The organism is Simplicispira metamorpha (assembly GCF_004341365.1).
In the GTDB taxonomy this organism is placed as follows: domain Bacteria; phylum Pseudomonadota; class Gammaproteobacteria; order Burkholderiales; family Burkholderiaceae_C; genus Simplicispira; species Simplicispira metamorpha.
Genome location: NZ_SLXH01000031.1, coordinates 18,227 through 37,524, shown reverse-complemented (window position 1 = coordinate 37,524; position 19,298 = coordinate 18,227). Strand labels below are relative to the sequence as shown.

Here is a 19,298-nt window from a genome sequence, read left to right as displayed (position 1 = left end):
TGTGGCTGCTTTGGCACTGGGGGCAGATCAGACTCATCTGTTGAACCTCGCACAAATGCGGAAAGATTGCATAAAAATACCTTTTTCGCAATCCCTCAAATCGGCATCCAACGCCCGCGCGATGGGCGCAATTAGCTATCAATAAGATAGCTATTTGGCAACTGCCTTCAGGCGTTTCGATACTGGCAATGCACGGAGCCCGTGCGGCCCTGGCGCAGATGGCGCGGCTCAGCGCTGGCGCAGCACGTCCACCTGCGCTTGCAGGTGCGCACTCCAGGTGCGGCGGTCGCGCCCCTGCGCCTGCTCGGGCGGGCCATAGTTGACCACCGCCACGATGGGCGGTGCGCAGACGGTGCGCCAGATCGATCCCAGCAGCGTCTCATCGCCGATGTAGCTGGGCGCGCAGGTGGTGTCGCCCGTGGCCGCATCAATAAAGCGCAGGCCCACCGGCTGCACCGGCGCCGGGGCCGACACCGCCGCCTGCAACAGGTTGGCATGAAAGGGCAGCAACGTGCGCCCATCGCCCGTGGTGCCTTCGGGAAACACCGCCAGCACCTCGCCCGCGCGCAGGGCGTCGGCCATCTGGTGCACCACGCGCAGAGCGTCGCGCCGGGTGCTGCGCTCGATGTAGAGCGTGCCCGCCGCCGTGGCCAGCGCGCCAATCAGCGGCCAGCCCTGCACGTCGGATTTGGAAACAAACCGGCAATGGCCTGCGGCGTGGATGACCACAATATCCAGCCACGACAAATGGTTGGCCACCAGCAGCACCGGCCCTTGCCGTGGCACCGGGCCGCGCACCTGCAAGGCAATGCCCAGATGGCCCAGCAACGCCATGGCCCAAGCCTGCACACGCATGCCCTGCTGCTGCGGCGACAGGCGCGGAAAACGCAGCAGCACCGTGGCCAGCCCGAGAGCAATGTGCCCCAACAGGCGCAGCAGGCGCGCCGCGCCGCGCAGCGGTTTCAGCACCGCACCGCGCGGTGCGCACACCGCCCCCACTGGCCGCATCGGCCCATGGCACAACGGCCCGGTGCGCGGGCCAACAGGCGCAGCGCCACCGTTCAGCGGCGCTCGAAAGCGACTTGTCCGCCCACCAGCGTGGTGCGCACACGCCCGGGCAGCTCGTAGCCCGAGAACGGCGTGTGCTTGCCCTGGCTGCACAGGGCAGCGGCCTGCACCACCCAGGTGTCTTGCGGGTTCACGATGCAGACATCGCCCACGCCGCCTTCCACCAGCTGGCCAATGCTGGCTTGCAGCGTGCCCAGGGCGCTGCCCAGCACCTGCGCGGGCGCACTGGTGACCACCGCCAGCGCGCGCGCCAACGGCACACCGCTGCCATCCTGCGACCACTTCAGTGCCAGGCTCAGCAGCAGTTCCAGCCCGGTGGCGCCGGGTTCGGCCTCGGCAAAGGGCAGGGTTTTGGCGTCTTCATCGACGGGGTTGTGGTCGGAGACCAGCGCGTCGATGGTGCCGTCCAGCAGGGCCGCGCGCAGCGCATCGCGGTCGCGCTGCTGGCGCAGCGGCGGCAACAGGCGCGCACGGCTGTCAAAAAAGCCGATGTCGTTTTCCGTCAGGTGCAGCGAGTTGATGCTCACGTCGCAGGTCACGTGCAGCCCCTCGGCCTTGGCGCGGCGCACCAGTTCGACCCCAGCGGCGCTGCTGAGGCGGCACAGGTGTACGCGCGCACCGGTGGTCTTGAGCAGCTCGAAGATGGTGTGCAGGGCAATGGTTTCTGCCGCCACCGGAATGCCCGACAGCCCCAGCCGCGTGGCCAGCGCACCACTGGCAGCCACGCCCTTGCCCAAGTGCAGCTCTTGCGGGCGCAGCCAGACGGTATAGCCAAAGGTGGCTGCGTATTGCAGCGTGCGTTGCAGCACCTGGGTGCTGGCCAGCGGCACCTCGGCCTGGCCAAAGCCGACGCAGCCCGACTCGGTCAGCTCGGCCATCTCGGTCAGCACCTCGCCGGCCAGGCCGCGCGTGAGTGCGCCCAGCGGAAACAGGCGCGCCTGGTGCAGTTTTTCTGCGCGGAATTTGAGCATCTCGACCAGGCCGGGCTCGTCGAGCACAGGGTCGGTGTCGGGCGGGCAGACCAGGCTGGTCACGCCCCCGGCCACGGCGGCGGCCATTTCGGATTCGAGCATGCCCTCGTGCTCGTGGCCGGGCTCACGCAGGCGCGCAGCCAGGTCCACCAGCCCCGGCAGCACGAGGCAGCCGCTGGCATCCAGGGTGCGGTTGGGCGCAAACTCGGGCGGCACGCGCCCCACGCCGACGATGCGGCCCGCCGCCAGGGCCAGGTCGCACACCTGGTCAAGCCCGCTGGCCGGGTCGATCACGCGGCCGTTCTGGATCAGTATTTTCATTTTTTAAGCCAAATTGGCCGCTAGCGCTTATGCAGAAAGCGCGAGCAGCTATGTTTTTAATAGCAAATCAGGCTTCGTTGCCAGCGACGATGGACATCACCGCCATGCGCACGGCGATGCCAAAAGTGACCTGCGGCAAGATCACCGACTGCGGGCCATCGACCACTGCCGAGTCGATCTCGACGCCCCGGTTGATGGGGCCGGGGTGCATGACGATGGCGTCGGGCTTGGCCAGGCGCAGTTTTTCGGGCGTCAGGCCAAAGCTCTTGAAATACTCCTGGCTCGACGGCAGCAGCGCACCGCTCATGCGCTCGTTTTGCAGGCGCAGCATGATGACCACGTCAGCGTCCTTGATGCCCTCTTCAAGCGTGTGGCACACGCGCACGCCCATCTGCGCCATGTCCGACGGCACCAGCGTGCGCGGGCCCACCACGCGCACTTCAGCACAGCCCAGCGTGGTCAGGCCGTGGATGTCCGAGCGCGCCACGCGCGAGTGCAGCACGTCGCCAACGATGGCCACGGTGAGGTTGCTGAAGTCTTTTTTGTAGTGGCGGATGGTGTACATGTCCAGCAGCCCCTGCGTGGGGTGGGCATGGCGCCCGTCGCCGGCGTTGATGACGTGCACATGCGGCGCCACATGCTGGGCAATCAGGTAGGGCGCGCCCGACTCGCTGTGGCGCACCACGAACAAATCCGCCGCCATGGCCGAGAGGTTGGCGATGGTGTCCAGCAAGGATTCGCCCTTGGCCGCCGAGCTGCGCGCGATATCGAGGTTGAGCACGTCAGCGGACAAGCGCTTGGCGGCGATCTCGAAGGTGGTGCGCGTGCGCGTGCTGTTCTCGAAGAACAGGTTGAACACGCTTTTGCCGCGCAACAGCGGCACCTTCTTGACCTCGCGGTCGTTGACGGACACGAAATTGGCAGCGGTGTCGAGGATGTGCGTGACGATGTCGCGCGGCAGGCCCTCGATGGACAGCAGGTGGATCAGCTCGCCGTGGCGGTTGAGTTGGGGGTTGCGCTGGTGCAGCACGGCTTCAGACCTCTTTGACTTGGAAATGGAAATGGCCGCTGTCGGTTCGCGCCAGCGCCAGCGATTGCGTGGCCGGCAGTGCCACACGGGCAGCGGCAAAGTCGGCCTGGATGGGCAGCTCGCGCCCGCCCCGGTCAACCAGCACTGCCAGGCGCACGCGCGCCGGGCGGCCGTAGTCATACAGCTCGTTGAGCACGGCGCGCACGGTGCGGCCGGTGTAGAGCACATCGTCGAGCACCAGGATGTCAGCGCCGTTCACGTCAAAGGGCAGGCTGGTCTGGGCGCTGGCGGCCAGACCGCGCTGGGCAAAGTCGTCGCGGTGCATGGCCGATGACAGCACGCCGGGTGCGCCGTCCAGGCCCAGGTCTTGTTGCAGCCGCTCAGCCAGCCAGGCGCCGCCCGAGGCAATGCCTGCCAGATGTGTTTGCGGGCCGCGCAGCGCACGCACGCCACGCAGCAGCTCGGTGTACAGGGCCTGGGCGTCCAGAACCAGGCTGCCCGCGCCCACGGAAGAATGTGCCGTCATGAAAGACTCCTCAAAAACTGTTCCAGGATGATGCAGGCCGATGCCGCATCGGCATCTTTGGCACCGCCAGCGATGGCCTCGGTGGTGCTGTAGCGCTCATCGACTTCAAACACCTGCAAGCCAAAACGGCCGCGCAACTGCCGCCCGAACTTGAGCGCGCGCGCGGTGTTCTCATGGCTGGCGCCGTCGGGGTGGTAAGGCACGCCGATCACCAGCGCGTCGGGCTGCCACTCGGCAATGCGCTGGGCCACCTGGGCAAAGCGCGCATCGCCTTCAGCCCGGATGGTGGCCTGCGGGCTGGCCGTGCCCAGCATGCGGTTACCCACCGCCACGCCCGTGCGCTTGAGGCCAAAATCAAAAGCCAGAAAGGTGTGGAAATGCGCAGGAACCAGCGGCGGCGATGCCGACGCCGCTGTCATGCGCGCCCCGCCTGGGGCGACAGACGCCAGGCTTGCAACCCCAGCAACTCCAAGGCGCTGTCGTAGCGTTGGTCTACCGGGGTATCAAAAATCAGGGAAACATCGGCCCCCACCGTCAGCCAGCTGTTTTCTGCCAACTCGGACTCCAGCTGGCCCTCGCCCCACGAGGCGTAGCCCAGCGTGACCAGAACGCGCCGGGGCCCGGCGCCGGTGGACAAGGCTTCGAGCACATCTTTGGAGGTAGTCATGTCCAGGCCACCGGGGACGTGCATGGTGGAGCTGTAGGCAGATTCGTCGGCGGGGGCGTCGGCGCTGCGCATGGGGTCGTGCAAGACAAAGCCCCGGTCGGTCTGAACGGGCCCGCCCAGAAACACAGGCGCATCGGCCAGATCGTCACGGCGCAAAGACAAGTCCACCTTGTCGAGCAGGCCTTTGAGGCTGAGGTCAGTGGGTTTGTTGATGATCAGGCCCAAGGCACCACGCTCGCTGTGTTCACACAGGTACACAACGCTGCGTGCGAACGAGTCGTCTTGCATGCCCGGCATTGCGATCAGGAAATGGTGCGTCAGGTTAATGGGCGCAAAATCGGTGGACATATGGCCCAATTTTAACGGTGAACATGCAAGCCCCTGACACGGTAGGCCTCGTCTGGTTCCGACGCGACCTGCGCACCCAAGACCACGCCGCACTGCACCACGCGCTGCGCCAATGCGCGCAAGTGCATTGTGTTTTTGTCTTTGACCGCGAGATTCTCGATCCCCTGGAGCGCACTGACCGGCGGGTGGAGTTCATCCGCGAATGCCTGGTGGCGCTGGACCAGGATGTACGCGCACTCAGCGGCCATGACAGCGCGGGCCTCATCGTGCGCCACGGCGTGGCCAGCGAAGAGCTGCCCGCACTGGCCCACGCACTGGGCGCCCACGCAGTGTTCACCCACCACGACGACGAGCCCCAGGCACTGGCACGCGATGCGCGCGTGCGCACGGCGCTGGCCTTGCAAGGCAAAGCATTCCACACCTTCAAAGACCACACCATTTTTGAACGCAACGAGCTGCTGACCCAAAGTGGCGGGCCTTACACCGTGTTCACACCGTACAAAAATGCCTGGCTGCGCAAGGTGGATGCAGCGCGCCTGGCGCCCTGGCCGGTGGAGCCTTTTGCAGCCGCACTGGCACCCCGCCCGGACTGGGCTTGTACGCACGTGCCCAGTCTGGCCGCGCTAGGCTTTGCCCCGGCCGGGTTGGCCACGCTGCCACTGCCCACCGGCAGCCGGGGAGCACAACAGCTGTTCGATGATTTTTTGCAGCGCATTGACCGCTACGACAGCGCACGGGACTTTCCAGCCATCAAGGGCCCCAGCTACCTGAGTACGCACCTGCGCTTTGGCACCATCTCCATCCGCACACTGGCGCGCACGGCGCACGCTTTGACCACCGTTGGCAACACGGGCGCAGCCACCTGGTTGAGCGAACTGATCTGGCGCGATTTTTATTTTCAGGTGCTGGCCAACTACCCGCAAGTGGTGGAACGCAGTTTCAGGCCCGCTTACGATGCCATCGTCTGGGAGTCAGGCCCAGCAGCCGAGGCCCTGTTTGCCGCCTGGTGCGAAGGCCGCACCGGCTACCCACTGGTGGACGCGGCCATGGCGCAAATCAACCAGACGGGTTACATGCACAACCGCCTGCGCATGGTGGTGGCCAGCTTCTTGACCAAAGACCTGGGACTGGACTGGCGCTGGGGCGAGCGCTACTTTGCGCAAAAGCTCAACGACTATGACCTGGCTGCCAACAACGGTGGCTGGCAATGGGCCAGCTCCAGTGGCTGCGATGCGCAGCCGTATTTCCGCATATTCAACCCAGTGACGCAAAGCCAGAAGTTTGATCCCGAGGGCAAGTTCATTCGCCGCTACCTGCCACAGCTGGCCGGACTGCCCACCGCCGCACTGCACGCGCCCTGGCTGGCCAGACCGCTGGAGTTGCAAGCCGCTGGCATCACCCTGGGCGAGCACTACCCCCGGCCCATCGTGGACCACGAACAAGCTCGCCAACGCACGCTGCTGCGCTATGCGGTGGTGAAGGCTGAACGGTAGAGCACAACACAGCAGGCGCGCCCGCACCCGGCTGGCCACAGCCGGGGCCAGGCTCAGGCTGCTACGGCCTCAGTGGTCAAGCGGGCGTAGTGCTGCACCAGACTGAGCAGTTCCTCATCGGAGTAAGGCTTGCCCAGGTAGTGGTTCACACCCAGCTCCATGGCATGTTCGCGGTGCTTCTCCGCAATGCGCGAAGTGATCATGATGATGGGCAAATCGCGCAAAGCTTCATCGCCACGGATGTTGCGCGCCAGATCAAAGCCATCCATGCGCGGCATTTCAATGTCTGACAGCACGACGGTGGGACGCTCTTCCTGCAAACGCTCCAGTGCCTGCAAGCCGTCGGCGGCCAGCGCGACACGGTAGCCTTCGCGCTGGAGCAGGCGCTGCGTGACGCGGCGCACGGTGATGGAGTCATCCACCACCAGCACCAGCGGAACCTGGCTGGCAGAAACGGATGGTGTAGCCCCCCCCACGCGCCCGGCGTCCGCAGAAGCGGCGGTGGGCAGCACCACGGCAGGGGCGCTCAAGGCCGCAGCACGCACCTGATCGCCATACACCGTGGACAACGCCACCGGGTTGTAAATCAGCACCACGGCACCAGAGGCCAGCACCGACATGCCCGCCAAGCCCGGCAGGCGCGCCAACTGTGGCCCCAGGTTCTTCACCACCACTTCCTGGTTGCCCAGCACTTCATCGACGTGCATGGCCACCCGCTGCGACGCACTGCGAAACACCACCACAGGCCGCGTCTTGCCCGCAGGTTCCTGGCTGTGGCGCGAAGCCTGCAAAAGGCCACCAGCCCAGTAAAACGGCACTTTCTCTGCCGCCACATCAAAAGTGCCGCTGCGATACGCCTGCTCCAGATCGGCCGCTGGCGTGCGACGCACCACCTCCACCAAATTGGCGGGCACGCCAAAAGACAAATCGCCTGCGCGCAGCATCACCACCTGCGTCACGGCTGTGGTCAGGGGGAGCACCATGCGGAATGCCGTTCCCTGACCAGCCTGCGTGGTGGTTTCAATGCGTCCGCCCAACGCCTTGATTTCAGAGCGCACAACATCCATGCCAATGCCACGCCCGGCAATGCCGGTGACCGCAGTGACGGTGGTGAAACCAGGCATGAAGATCAAATTGGCTGCCTGGGCGTCATCCACCTCCGCGTCGGGAGCAATCAACCCCTGCTCCAGCGCCTTGGCGCGGATGCGGGCCAGATTCAGGCCAGCGCCATCGTCACGGAACTCCACCGATACGTCGTTGCCCTCGTGGCGCAACGCCACCGCAATCGTGCCCACTGGAGGCTTGCCCATGGCAGCACGCTCTTCAGGACTTTCAATACCGTGGGCGACACAGTTGCGCAGCAAATGCTCAAAAGCAGGGGTCATGCGATCCAGAACACCCCGGTCCATTTCAATGGAACCACCGGTGATATCGAGCTTGATCTGTTTGCCCATCTCCTTGGAGGACTGGCGAACCACAGCGTACAGACGCTCAGCGATCCCCTCGAACTCCACCATGCGGGTGCGCAACAGATCACGCTGCAATTCACGCGCCTGGCGCCCCTGGGCAATCAAGTCGTCCTCGGCACCATCCATGGCGCGCTGCAAGTTGCGCTGCACAGTAGCCACGTCGTTGACCGACTCGGCCATCATGCGGGTCAATTCCTGCACACGGGTGAAGCGGTCAAACTCCAGCGGATCAAACCCGGCTGCCGAATCCTTGGCCAACGCCAGACGCGACTGCATCTGTGACTCCGACTGCATTTCAATATCGCGCAACTGCTGGCGCAACTTGTCCAGGTTGACGGACATATCGCCAAGAGAGCTCTTGAACTGCCCCAGCCGCGCCTCCAGCCGCGAGCGCGTAATCATCACCTCGCCAGCCTGATTGACCAGCCTGTCAAGCAACTGCGCCCGCACACGCACCGATTGGTGTGCCGCCGTGCGCAGTGGCGCCAATTGCACAGCCCCCTGCAAACGCGGCATCCCAGTGATGGGCGTCGCCACTTGCATGGCCGTGCCACCTGCGGCGGCAGGCTCTGGCACGGGTGCAACCACCACGGCTTCCGCTGGCGCCTGGGCGCTGATGGAGCGCAGGGCATCAAAGTTTGCCTGCAAAGCATCGAGCTGACCGAGCAAGGGCTCCAGGTGCTCAACACCCACAGTTTCCATGTCCAGCTGCTCAATCGCAGACTCAAGGCGGTGCGCCATTTCCCCCAAACGCATGGCACCAGCCAGACGGGAACTGCCTTTGAGCGTGTGCAAAGAACGCAGCACTTCATTGCGCGCACCCAAGTTGTCTGGCCGTGCAGACCACTGGCGTAGCGCAGCCCCCAGGCGGGGCAACAACTCTGCGGCTTCGTCCTCGAAAATGGGGAATAGATCGGGATCAATGACATCCAGAACGTCAATGTCATCGTCCACATCTTGCGGCGCCGCCTTCACCGCAGTATGGTCCGCGCTAGGGACCAGCCCTGAAGTTGGAATATCAGGCACCGGAACCAGAGCGGCTATTGTTGGCTCTGGCTCTGGCTCTGGCTCTGCTACCAACAGCTCTGCGGCGGCGCGGGCACGCTCAGCTTGCATTTCGGCCTCGTAAGCCTCTTCCTGCGCAGCCAACTCTTCCAGCGCAGCCAGCGCATCCTCCAACGGGGGGGTCAATGTGTTGGCCACCTCCGTCTGAAGAATCTGCCGCAGCGCATCCTGCACCTGCACGTTGGCCTGCTTAAGAAAGCCAGCGGCAAACTGGTGCAGAAGCCGGCGAATATCCTCAGCAGCATCTATAAACACCTGCGCCTGCGCAGGCTCCCCACAGGACTGTAGTTGCACATGGGAGAGTGCGTGCTCCAGCAACCTGGCCGTCTCGGACAAAGCCATGAAGCCCACGGTGGCAGAGCTGCCTGCCAGGGAGTGCGCCAAAGCAACCGCCGTATTGGGCAGTGGCTCATGCAGCTCCAGCGACCACTCTTGGAGCGAAACTGCCAGCCGACGCGACCATTCATCCGCCTCGTTGAGGTACACGTTGTAGAGCGGTATCCCAATACGCAGTGTGCCGATGACTTTGACAGCATCCTCCAACGGAGCGGGCATCGAGTCCTGTGCAGGCGCAGTGTTTTCGGGTGGTACCAGTTGTGGCTCAGCAGCCGCTTGCAGCTCCATTTCCGGCTGTACTGCCAAAGGTGCCACCGATGCCTCAACGGTAAGCTCTGGCTCTGGCTCTGGCTCTGGCTCTGGCTCTGGCTCTGGCTCTGGCTCTGGCTCTGGCTCTGGCTCTGGCTCTGGCTCTGGCTCTGGCTCTGCAACGGCGCCTGCCGCCAAAGTGGACTCCGGAGCAACTACTTCTGCGAAGGACACCTCTGGCACAGCCAGCTTCTCAGGTTCCTGCGCCATCTCTGGCTCGGCCACAGCGACTGTCTCAAAGGCAGTCTCCGGAACAGCTTCCTGTGGAGCGAAGGGTTCTTCGGGTGCAGCCAGCGCTTCAGGCTCAAATGCCACTTCCGGCGGCAACGCAGGCGCCACCTCCAACTCGCTCACAACCGCATCTGGCCAAGCAAGCGGTAGTTCGAGCAGGTTTCCTTCTGCCACTACCTGCTCAGGTGCAATTTCTTCAGGTGTAATCTCTTGCGCTGGAGACTCCAGACTGTTGGCAGGCTCAGCAAACGCTTCAACGCTGGGCTCCCAACCAAAATCTTCCGGCAGCAATACCGGCAAAGGCTCTGAACCCACCAACAACGGTGGAGCTTCCACCACAGGCTGCACTTCGGGCAGCGGCTCGGTCATATCCAGCGCCGTAGTGAACTCGGCAAAATCAATCTCTTCAGCAGGTGCTTGCACAAAGGCCGTATCCGCAGTGGACAGTGCCTCTGGCGCTGCCGGCTCGGGCATGACGTCAAACGGAACGTTCCATGCATCGTCCGCCACCTCGATGGCCCCCACGGAATGACCATCTGCTGTCGCAGGAACAACCTCTTGGTTCGTCTCCTCGGGCAAGGCAGGCATACCTGCCAACTGCTCGATGGCGAACTCGTGCTGCACGCTGGGCGACTCCAGCGACAAGGAAGCATCCAGCGGTAACGAGGGCTCCTCTGGCACCGCCACTGGCGCTGGCGCTGGCGCTGGCGCTGGCGCCAAGATAGCGTCCGGCGCAGACACACCAGGCAAAACCAATGGCAAAACCGTACCCGTCTGGCGCATGGCATCGGCAGACGCACGGAAGGCCTCTGCATGCCAAACGCCAAAATCGCCACCACTGGCAATGTCTTCCGCCCAGCGGCCAAAACCTTGCAAGGCATCCTGCGCCAACTGCAACAAAGGTGGCTGCATGGGCTTTTGCTCTGCCAGCCAGGCATTGAGCAGTTGCTCCATCGACCAGGCAGCCTCGCCAAACTCGTTCAATCCCACCATGCGGGAGCTGCCTTTGAGCGTATGAAACGCGCGCCGCAGCGTGGTCTGCTCACTCAGGTCGCCTGGCGCACGGTGCAGTTGTTGGACTGCGCCCAGCCCCTGGACCACCACCTCGCGCGCTTCCTCCAGGAATACCTCCAGCAGTTCATCATCCACGTCCAGGCGCGGTACTGACACCGGCTGAGGCATAGGTGGTGCCACGGGTGCAGGCACGGGCATTGGGGCCTGCGCCAGACTCAGTGACTCAACAGGCAGATCGGTTGGCCCTGTAGCAACTTCCAGCGGCGCAGAAGCCTGGGCCACGGGCACGTCAGACACTGCGGGCATGACCGGTGCCGCAGGCACAATGGATGCAGCCGGTGCAACAGGCACTGGTGCAGGCGCCAAAGCCGGTACAGGCTCCACGGCAGGTGTACGCGCCACGACCTCGGGCAACGGCGTTGGCGCACGCTCCTGGGCCACGTGCTCCACTTCTTCGGGCTCGTCAGTGGCACGCGCGCGGGTACGCCCCATCAGGGAACGCAACTCGCCCAACTCCTCGTCATAGACAAACAGCTTGCGCGCCAAGGTACGCTGGTAGCTGAGCATGTCGATCAGAAACCCCAGCGCTCCCAGGCTATTACCCAGTTTCTCGAAGGTTTGGCTGCGCTCATCGGCCCCTTGCACTTCGTTGATCAGCAACCGCTCCACCGTGTCGCGCATGCGAACCACGGCCATGGATGCTTGATCCAGGCCCAGCACAGACAACACACCCCGCATCTGCGCCAACTGCCCGGGAACCACTTTCAGCGGACTGGTGTCCTCTGGCTTGCGGAAGAACTGGTCCATCGACCGCTCGGCCTCGCCCAGCGTAACGCGCAGTTCATCCACCACACTGCCCATGGTCTGGTGATCGCTGACACGCCGGTACAGCTCCTCCATCCAGGGCTCCAACGGCTCAGGCTCAGCTCCCGCACGCACACTGTCGAGACGCTCGGCCAGGCGATTGGCCCGGTGGGTCATGTGTTCGTCCGCAGTGTCCAGCTCCTCAAAAGCAGCCTGTAGGTAGAGCACAGACGTCGCCACTTCCATGGCCAGCGCCGCAGAGGGGGGCTCAGCCGACCGGATCGTGGCATCCAGCGCCCTGGTCATGGCCTGCGCCAAACTCTCGCTGTTGCGATGGAGCTTGCGCAGCGAGTCACATACCAGGCTGAACTGATCCGCCGCAGGTTTGAGTTTGTTGCGGTCTCCCCCTGCCAACGCTGACCAGGTTTCTGTGGCGGTGGCAATTCGCTTGCGGGCTTGCGCCAGAACCACGGGATCAAAGCGACCAAAACGGCGCTCCTCATAATCCACCGGCGCAAAGCGATCCAGGGCAAAGGCACCCCGCACCGCCTGCAATGCAGGGGCTTGCCCAGCATCGGTGTGGCGCGCCTGAGCACAGAAAAAGAGCAGATCTTGCACCAGCCGGTCGCCCACGGCAGGGTCGCCTTTGGCCAACGTGGCGTACTGCATGAGCACACGCGAGGCCACTCGCTTCACGTACAGATCCGTGACAAACAATCCCTGCGCAAATGCCTCAAAAAATCCAGCGCAAATCTTCCAGAATGCTCGCGGCTGCTTTTCAGACTGCGCAGCCGCCAGCCCCAGAGAAAGATTGCGCAAATCACGGGCAGCGTCCGGGCTGCCCTCTTTAACGATCTTCAGCACGGCCTGATCAAGCCGGGCACGGGCCTCAACGCCATACGCCACCGGAGCAGTATCTACCGCCGTTGCAGGCTCACGAAAACGCCGCTCCGCAGGCCACAGGTCGGCCGGATGAACGCGGTCTACACCGGCCAGGGCCTGCACATCGCGGTACTGCGGAAACAGCGCTACAGCAGACACCGTTTTGCCGGTGAGCACGCTGTCCAGGTATTCACTGAGCGCAAAACTGGCACGCTCCAATACTGCGGCGGCTTCGTCTGTGCACAGCTCAGGGCGCTGCACATACCGCTGAACAGCGGACTCCATGGCCCGCAAGACCAAGGCGGGTGCGGCCATACCCACCATCTCCAGCGCACCGCTGGCCTGGTGCAATTGCTGGCGCGCCATGCGCAGGGAGCTGGCGTCCAGCGCCGCCAGATCAGACTCCTGGGCTACCTCGGCATCGTGGACAAAGCGGCGCAAAGACTTGACGGCAGCGTCCAGCGACTTGCGCAGTTCATCAAGCACCCAGGCCAACGGCCCCAGGTCCTGCTCGCCGTGGCTTGCGTCTGTCGGCAGTGTGTTGTCGACATCAATAGATGACATGGATTCGTCCCCGGCCGCACAGAGCCATTTCGTTGTTCGTAGCGTCAGGCAATCTTGAACCGGGCCACCGACTGGCGCAGTTCCTCTGCCATATGAGAAAGTTCGCGCACCTGCTGGGCGGTGGTGCGGGTACCCTCACCGGTCTGTTCTGTCACGGCAAAAATGTGCTGGATGTTCTCAGCCACTTCGTTGGCCAGCGTGGCCTCGCTGGAAGTGGAGGAAGAAATCTGCTCAATCAGCTCCGCCAGGCGGCGCGACACCTGGTCAATCTCGGAGAGTGCGGTACCGGCGCTGTCAGACAGGCGCGCGCCTTCCACCACACCCTGTGTAGAGCGCTCCATAGCGGCCACGGCATCTTGCGTGTCAGTCTGAATGGCCTTCACCAGCGCAGAAATCTGGCGCGTCGCATCGGCAGAACGTTCGGCCAGTCGCTGCACTTCTTCGGCCACCACCGAGAAGCCGCGACCGGCTTCACCGGCGGATGCAGCCTGAATGGCGGCATTCAGGGCCAGCACGTTGGTTTGCTCGGTAATGTCAGAAATCAGCTCGGTGATTTCACCAATCTCTTGCGACGACTCGCCCAGGCGTTTGATCCGCTTGGAGGTGTCCTGGATCTGGTCACGGATGGAGTTCATGCCGCCAATGGCATCCTGCACAGCCTTCAGGCCGGAGTCGGCTGCTTGCAGCGACTGGCGCGCCACCGTAGCGGACTCTTGCGCCTGCACAGACACCTCATTGATGCGGGTGGCCATTTCCAGCACAGAGCGGCCGGTTTCACGGATCTCGCGCAACTGCTCTGTCGAGGCGGCCAACAGCTCGGTGGAGGTGCTATCGACCTGCGCTGTCGTTTGTGCCACGCGGGTTACCGTGTTTTGCACGCTGCCCACCAGCACGCGCAGCTCTTCCACCGTGTAGTTGACCGAGTCGGCGATAGCGCCGGTAATGTCTTCAGTCACAGTGGCTTCTTGTGTCAGGTCGCCCTCAGCTACCGATTGCAGCTCGTTCATCAAACGCAAAATGGCTGCCTGGTTGGCATCGTTGATACGCTTGGCTTCTTGCTCTTGGCGCTGGGCATCCTTGTTTTGCAGTTCAGCGGCCTGCTGGCGGTGGCGGCTGTCAAGCAGCTGAACCCGGGAAATGCCCACACCGCACAGCAGCACAAACATACCGGCCAATACCAGCGCGGCCAGCTGCCCAGCGCCCATACCTGTCTGAGCCGACAACTTGGTCTGGAGTGCCTCCATCTGGCGGCGCAGAGGTTCACTGTCGCCAATGATGGCGGTCTGCGCTTCACGGGCCGACACCAATCCCTGCAAGTTGCCCAGAATGGCGCTGGCCTGTGTACGGGTTTGCTCATAGAGCTTGATCAGCGCTTGCAACTGTTCACGCGTTTGACCGTCTTTGGTGGAAGCCAAGCGCAGATCGGGGCTGCCATCGAGCAGGCCCTGGGCAATTTCCTTGAAAGAGTTCAAATCCTTGCCCAACAGGAACACGGCTTCCGGGCTTACACCCTCCGTGGTCTGAAATTCGTTGGCTGACTTGCCGATACGCTGCGTCAGCATCACCAGCTGGCCAGCCGCTGAAATCTCGGAAGCGGGGGCATTTTGCTGCAACTTCAGGGACGAAATGGTTTCTGCAATTTCCAGCAAATCCGAAGACTGGCGGTTGATGGTGCGCAGCGCATCGCCTACCTGGGTCAGAATTTTTTGTTGCCCCATCACAACCGCTGCATTGCGGTCAGCCCGCTCCACCAGCGGCGCAATTGCCTCCAGCTCCGGCTGAAATGATTCGCCCAATGCCTGCACACCCAGTTCTGTATCACCCGAATTGAGCGCTCGCACGTTGCGCGCCAGCACCCCGGCACTTTCAACCACATCAGGAAATGCCTGCGCACTGCCCACCAGCGCCTGCGATACCGATTTGGCCAAGCGCTGCGACTGCATCAGCGACTGTCCCGTAGCTGCCAGTTGCTGCGCCGCACGGTCAGACTGCTTGAGCACCCAGCCGGCGATCAACGCCACTACCACCACACCAATCGTCAGCAAAATGAGCAAGCGCCGCTGGTGACTGGCTGCTGCGGCCTTGCCCAACAGGGGCAGCTCGATAAACTCTGCGCCAGCCCCCCCCTGGGGGGCACGCCCATCTTCTCCAGGGTAGCCCTGCACACTGTTCAAGGCATCGCCATGGAAAGCCTCTCGCAGCGCAACGCCGTCGAGCGTAGAGCCCGCCAATGAATCCTGGCTCAACGCTACATCGGCAAGCGCATCCTGTTTTTCAGTCTGGCGACCGAACAGTTTTCCGAGTTGTTTGACGACGGACATGTGCAACCTTAAAGAAAGATTCAAGCGCTGATGCTTAAAAATGTGGGATGTTGTGCCAGAAGCTGCAGGTTCAGCTCCTGCCAGCGGGCACCGCTGGCGTCCAGGTAGACCGAGCCAAAGAAAGAGGGCGCATCCGGCGCAGGCGGCTCGGATGAGACAAAGGCATCCACACCGCGCAAACCTGCCAGGCGATCGACCAGCAAAGCGACGTTGACTTCCAGTGCCGTATTGAGGGCCAGCAAGCTGGCTTCGGCAAGTTTCTGCTCAGTGCGCACAGGAGAGTCGCCCAGCAGCACGGCAAGATCCACCACGCCAGACAACCCGCCGCGCAAGTTGGCCACACCCAGAAACCACTTCTGGGTATACGGAACAGGTTGAACGGCACCCCAGGGGAATATCTCTCCGGAATGCCCCAGCGGCAACAAATACGACTTTGCGCCAGCCTCCACAGCCAGCCAGGAGGACACAGAAAGCGCCTCGCTTTTGGCTGCCTGCAAGCGGTTGGCAAGTCGGGCTTGGAGATCTCTGAGGGCTTCTCTGTTAGCCATAAAAGACGCCGGACCGTCAGTTCAACGCGTCAATTCTGGCTTGCAACTCAACCGGATCCACAGGTTTAGTGATGTACCCGCGTGCGCCTTGGCGCATACCCCATACCCGGTCAGTTTCCTGATTTTTGCTGGTGCACATGATGATGGGCACATCTGCATACTGTGGATCGCGGGAAATAGCACGGGTCAATTGAAAACCATTTTGTCCTGGCATTACCACATCCATCAGGATCAAATCTGGCTTTTCTTCTGCCAAACGCCGAAAAGCCTCTTCTGCATTTTCTGCGGTGCGCACCTGCATACCTTTTTTGTGCAGCAAATCGCTCAAAAACATCAATTCGGTTTTTGAATCGTCAACGACCAGTACTTTATGGATGGGCATTACATCGCTCCTTGATCGGGATTACCAAACTGCTGCACGGCCTGCAACAGCTGGTCTTTGGTGAAAGGTTTGGTGAGATATTCTTGGCAGCCGACCATGCGCCCGCGCGCTTTGTCAAATACGCCATCTTTGGACGAAAGCATAACTACCGGGGTGTGCGAGAAACGAGCGTTTCGCTTGATGATGGCCACCGTCTGGTAGCCATCGAGTTTGGGCATCAGAATGTCGCAAAAAATCAACTGCGGGTGGTAATCATTGATTTTGGCCAAGGCATCAAAACCATCGTCGGCCAATAACACTTCGTGTCCGCCCTGCTTGAGAAAAATCTCTGCGCTGCGGCGGATGGTATTACTGTCATCCACCACGAGCACTTTGAAAGTTGCGCCATTTGTAGTCAATTGTCACTGCTCCCGATGGGAAAATAAGCAATGCAGCCAAGCCGCATCAAATCTGAACCATCTCGAAGTCTTCTTTGCGGGCACCACACTCGGGACAAGTCCAGTTCATGGGAACCTGTGCCCAAGGGGTATTGGGAGCTATGCCGTGTTCAGGCGAGCCCGCCGCTTCGTCATAAATCCATCCACAAATCAAACACATCCAAGTTTTAGGGTCTGTCACAGCTTAAAGGGCCTTCACGTAGAATGCAACGATTGTATCTAGTCACCTCTGCGGGTTGCAGTTTCTACACCACCCCTTGCTGAAACGGGTTCATGACACCACCTTCCCACCCAGAGAGCGACGCACCGCCACCGGTGCAACCCACGCACCCCGCCTGCGTCATGGTGATCAACGCCAGCGATCCCAGCGGTGCTGGAGGCCTGACGGCAGACATCGCCACCATGGCCTCTGTGGGCGCACACCCGGTCGCGGTGGTCACGGGCGCTTATGTGCGCGATACCAGCGCCATCTTTGACCACTACAGCTTTGACGACGAAGCTGTTACAGAGCAAGCCCGTACCGCGCTGGAAGACCTGCCGGTGCAAATCATCAAAGTGGGCTTTGTCGGCACCCCCGAAAACATCAGTGCCATTGCCGAGCTGACCACCGATTACCCCGAGCTACCCGTCATCAGCTACATGCCTAACCTGTCGTGGTGGCAAGAGGATCTGATTGACCAGTACCTGGACGCCTTTGCCGAGCTGCTTTTGCCGCAAACCACTGTGTTGGTTGGAAACCACAGCACCCTGTGGCGCTGGCTGCTCCCTGACTGGAACCACGAGCGCAGTCCCAGCGCCCGCGACATTGCCGCCGCCGCTGCACAAAAAGGCACGCCCTACACCCTGGTCACCGGCATCCCGCTGCCTGAGCAGTTTGTGGAAAACGTCCTGGCCTCGCCCGAGGCCGTGCTGGGCAGCGGCCGCTTCGAGCTGTTCGATGGCGTATTCACCGGCGCGGGCGAGACCCTGTCAGCCGCCCTGACCGCGCTGCTGGCCTGCGGCAGCGATCTGGGCGAGGCCTGCGCCGAGGCCCTGGGCTACCTCGACCACACCCTGGAAAACGGTTTCCGCCCTGGCATGGGCCACCTCATTCCCGACCGCATGTTCTGGGCTGCGCCCGACGATGCGGACGAGCCCTCGCCCGAAGGCGACACCACCGATGTGCCGTCCATCGACGGCTTTGTCCTCCCTCCCCATGACACCCAGCACTGACCGCAACCTCCCCCTGTTCGAACGCGCCAAGGCCGTCATTCCCGGCGGCGTCAACTCGCCCGTGCGCGCCTTCAAGGCCGTGGGCGGCACGCCGCGCTTCATTGAGCGCGCGCAAGGTGCCTATATGTGGGATGCCAACGGCCAGCGCTTCATCGACTACATCGGCTCCTGGGGGCCGATGATTCTGGGCCACGGCCACCCCGCCGTGCTCGAAGCGGTGCAAAAGGCGGCGCTGGAGGGCTTCTCGTTCGGTGCCCCCACCGAGCGCGAGGTCGAGCTGGCCGAGGCCATCATCGACCTGGTGCCGTCCATCGAAATGGTGCGCCTGGTCAGCTCGGGCACCGAGGCGGGCATGAGCGCCATCCGCCTGGCGCGCGGCGCCACCGGACGCAACAAGATCGTCAAGTTCGAGGGCTGCTACCACGGCCACGCCGACGCGCTGCTGGTCAAGGCCGGCTCGGGCCTGGCCACGTTTGGCAACGCCACCAGCGCCGGTGTGCCCGCCGAAGTGGTGCAGCACACGGTGGTGCTGGAATACAACAACGTGCAGCAGCTCGAAGAAGCCTTTGCGCTGCACGGTGCCGACATTGCCTGCGTGATGATCGAGCCCATCGCGGGCAACATGAACTTTGTGCGCGCCAGCGTGCCCTTCGTCAAGCGCTGCCGCGAGCTGTGTACGCAGCACGGCGCGCTGTTCGTGTTCGATGAGGTCATGAACGGCTTTCGCGTGGCGCTGGGCGGCGCGCAAAGCGTGTATGCGCGCGACATTCCGGGCTTTGAGCCGGACATCACGGTCATGGGCAAGGTCATTGGCGGTGGGATGCCGCTGGCGGCCTTTGGCGGCAAGCGCGCGGTGATGGAGCACATGGCGCCACTGGGCAGCGTCTACCAGGCGGGCACGCTGAGCGGCAACCCCGTGGCCACGGCCTGCGGGCTGGCCACGCTGCGCGAGATCCGCCAGCCCGGTTTCTTCGAGGCCCTGTCGGCCAGCACCCGCACCCTGGTCGATGGCCTGGTGGCCGCTGCCGCTGCCGAGGGCGTGCCCTTCAGCGCCGACTGCGAGGGTGGCATGTTCGGCTTTTTCCTGCTGCCCACGCTGCCGCAGAACTACGCCACTGTCATGCAAAGCGACGGCGCGCGCTTCAACCGGCTGTTCCACGGCCTGCTCGATCGCGGCGTGTACATTGCCCCGGCGCTGTACGAGGCCGGTTTTGTCAGCGCAGCGCACACGCCGCAAGACATTGCCGAGACCATCTCCATCGCCCGCGACGTGTTCAAATCACTCGCAAATTGATAGCTG

General features: G+C 62.9%; 15 protein-coding genes. 3 read left to right on the top strand and 12 right to left on the bottom strand.

Going from position 1 to position 19,298, the window contains the following annotated elements; translation table 11 throughout:
* Positions 1–228 precede the first annotated feature (228 nt).
* From EV674_RS14875 to EV674_RS14850, 6 genes are all read right to left on the bottom strand, one after another.
* Positions 229–966 (bottom strand): lysophospholipid acyltransferase family protein, encoded by a 738-nt coding sequence (locus EV674_RS14875; protein ID WP_119014389.1) that lies wholly within the window; start codon positions 964–966, stop codon positions 229–231.
* Positions 967–1,061: 95 nt separating this feature from the next.
* Positions 1,062–2,360 carry a dihydroorotase gene (locus EV674_RS14870; RefSeq protein WP_119014367.1) on the bottom strand — a complete coding sequence of 433 codons (1,299 nt, stop codon included), beginning with the start codon at positions 2,358–2,360 and terminating at the stop codon, positions 1,062–1,064.
* A 67-nt stretch (positions 2,361–2,427) separates the two neighbouring features.
* A complete protein-coding gene (locus EV674_RS14865) occupies positions 2,428–3,390 on the bottom strand; it encodes an aspartate carbamoyltransferase catalytic subunit (protein ID WP_119014368.1) in 963 nt (320 codons plus the stop codon).
* A gap of 4 nt (positions 3,391–3,394) precedes the next feature.
* The gene (gene pyrR, locus EV674_RS14860; RefSeq protein WP_119014369.1) at positions 3,395–3,916 is read right to left on the bottom strand and encodes a bifunctional pyr operon transcriptional regulator/uracil phosphoribosyltransferase PyrR; all 522 of its coding nucleotides are present in this window, start codon (positions 3,914–3,916) and stop codon (positions 3,395–3,397) included.
* Positions 3,913–4,335 (bottom strand): Holliday junction resolvase RuvX, encoded by a 423-nt coding sequence (gene ruvX / locus EV674_RS14855; protein ID WP_119014370.1) that lies wholly within the window; start codon positions 4,333–4,335, stop codon positions 3,913–3,915. Before ruvX ends, pyrR begins: the two co-directional genes overlap by 4 nt.
* Positions 4,332–4,931, bottom strand: a complete 600-nt coding sequence (locus EV674_RS14850; RefSeq protein WP_119014371.1) for a YqgE/AlgH family protein — start codon at positions 4,929–4,931, stop codon at positions 4,332–4,334. The genes ruvX and EV674_RS14850 overlap by 4 nt, the downstream gene beginning before the upstream one ends.
* Before the next feature lie 23 nt (positions 4,932–4,954).
* Here EV674_RS14850 and EV674_RS14845 point away from each other — a divergent pair, with 23 nt between their 5' ends.
* A complete protein-coding gene (locus EV674_RS14845) occupies positions 4,955–6,424 on the top strand; it encodes a cryptochrome/photolyase family protein (protein ID WP_119014372.1) in 1,470 nt (489 codons plus the stop codon).
* Positions 6,425–6,477: 53 nt separating this feature from the next.
* On the opposite strand, the gene EV674_RS14840 is transcribed toward EV674_RS14845, so the two are convergent.
* From EV674_RS14840 to EV674_RS14815, 6 genes are read right to left on the bottom strand one after another with little or no spacing between them, the layout of a single operon-like run.
* A complete protein-coding gene (locus EV674_RS14840) occupies positions 6,478–13,098 on the bottom strand; it encodes a hybrid sensor histidine kinase/response regulator (protein ID WP_132750469.1) in 6,621 nt (2,206 codons plus the stop codon).
* A gap of 44 nt (positions 13,099–13,142) precedes the next feature.
* Entirely contained in the window at positions 13,143–15,419 is a 2,277-nt protein-coding gene (locus EV674_RS14835; protein WP_119014373.1) for a methyl-accepting chemotaxis protein, read from the bottom strand.
* A 20-nt stretch (positions 15,420–15,439) separates the two neighbouring features.
* Positions 15,440–15,967 (bottom strand): chemotaxis protein CheW, encoded by a 528-nt coding sequence (locus tag EV674_RS14830; RefSeq protein WP_119014374.1) that lies wholly within the window; start codon positions 15,965–15,967, stop codon positions 15,440–15,442.
* Positions 15,968–15,983: 16 nt separating this feature from the next.
* The gene (locus tag EV674_RS14825; RefSeq protein ID WP_119014375.1) at positions 15,984–16,349 is read right to left on the bottom strand and encodes a response regulator; all 366 of its coding nucleotides are present in this window, start codon (positions 16,347–16,349) and stop codon (positions 15,984–15,986) included.
* Positions 16,349–16,747: a response regulator gene (locus tag EV674_RS14820; RefSeq protein ID WP_119014376.1), complete on the bottom strand. Its 399-nt coding sequence runs from the start codon at positions 16,745–16,747 to the stop codon at positions 16,349–16,351. Before EV674_RS14820 ends, EV674_RS14825 begins: the two co-directional genes overlap by 1 nt.
* A 46-nt stretch (positions 16,748–16,793) precedes the next feature.
* Positions 16,794–16,967 carry a rubredoxin gene (locus tag EV674_RS14815; protein WP_119014377.1) on the bottom strand — a complete coding sequence of 58 codons (174 nt, stop codon included), beginning with the start codon at positions 16,965–16,967 and terminating at the stop codon, positions 16,794–16,796.
* Positions 16,968–17,059: 92 nt separating this feature from the next.
* Between EV674_RS14815 and thiD the strand changes: the two genes are divergently transcribed.
* The gene (gene thiD, locus EV674_RS14810; protein ID WP_119014378.1) at positions 17,060–17,998 is read left to right on the top strand and encodes a bifunctional hydroxymethylpyrimidine kinase/phosphomethylpyrimidine kinase; all 939 of its coding nucleotides are present in this window, start codon (positions 17,060–17,062) and stop codon (positions 17,996–17,998) included.
* The gene (hemL, locus tag EV674_RS14805) at positions 17,982–19,292 is read left to right on the top strand and encodes a glutamate-1-semialdehyde 2,1-aminomutase (protein WP_119014379.1); all 1,311 of its coding nucleotides are present in this window, start codon (positions 17,982–17,984) and stop codon (positions 19,290–19,292) included. The genes thiD and hemL overlap by 17 nt, the downstream gene beginning before the upstream one ends.
* Positions 19,293–19,298 lie beyond the last annotated feature (6 nt).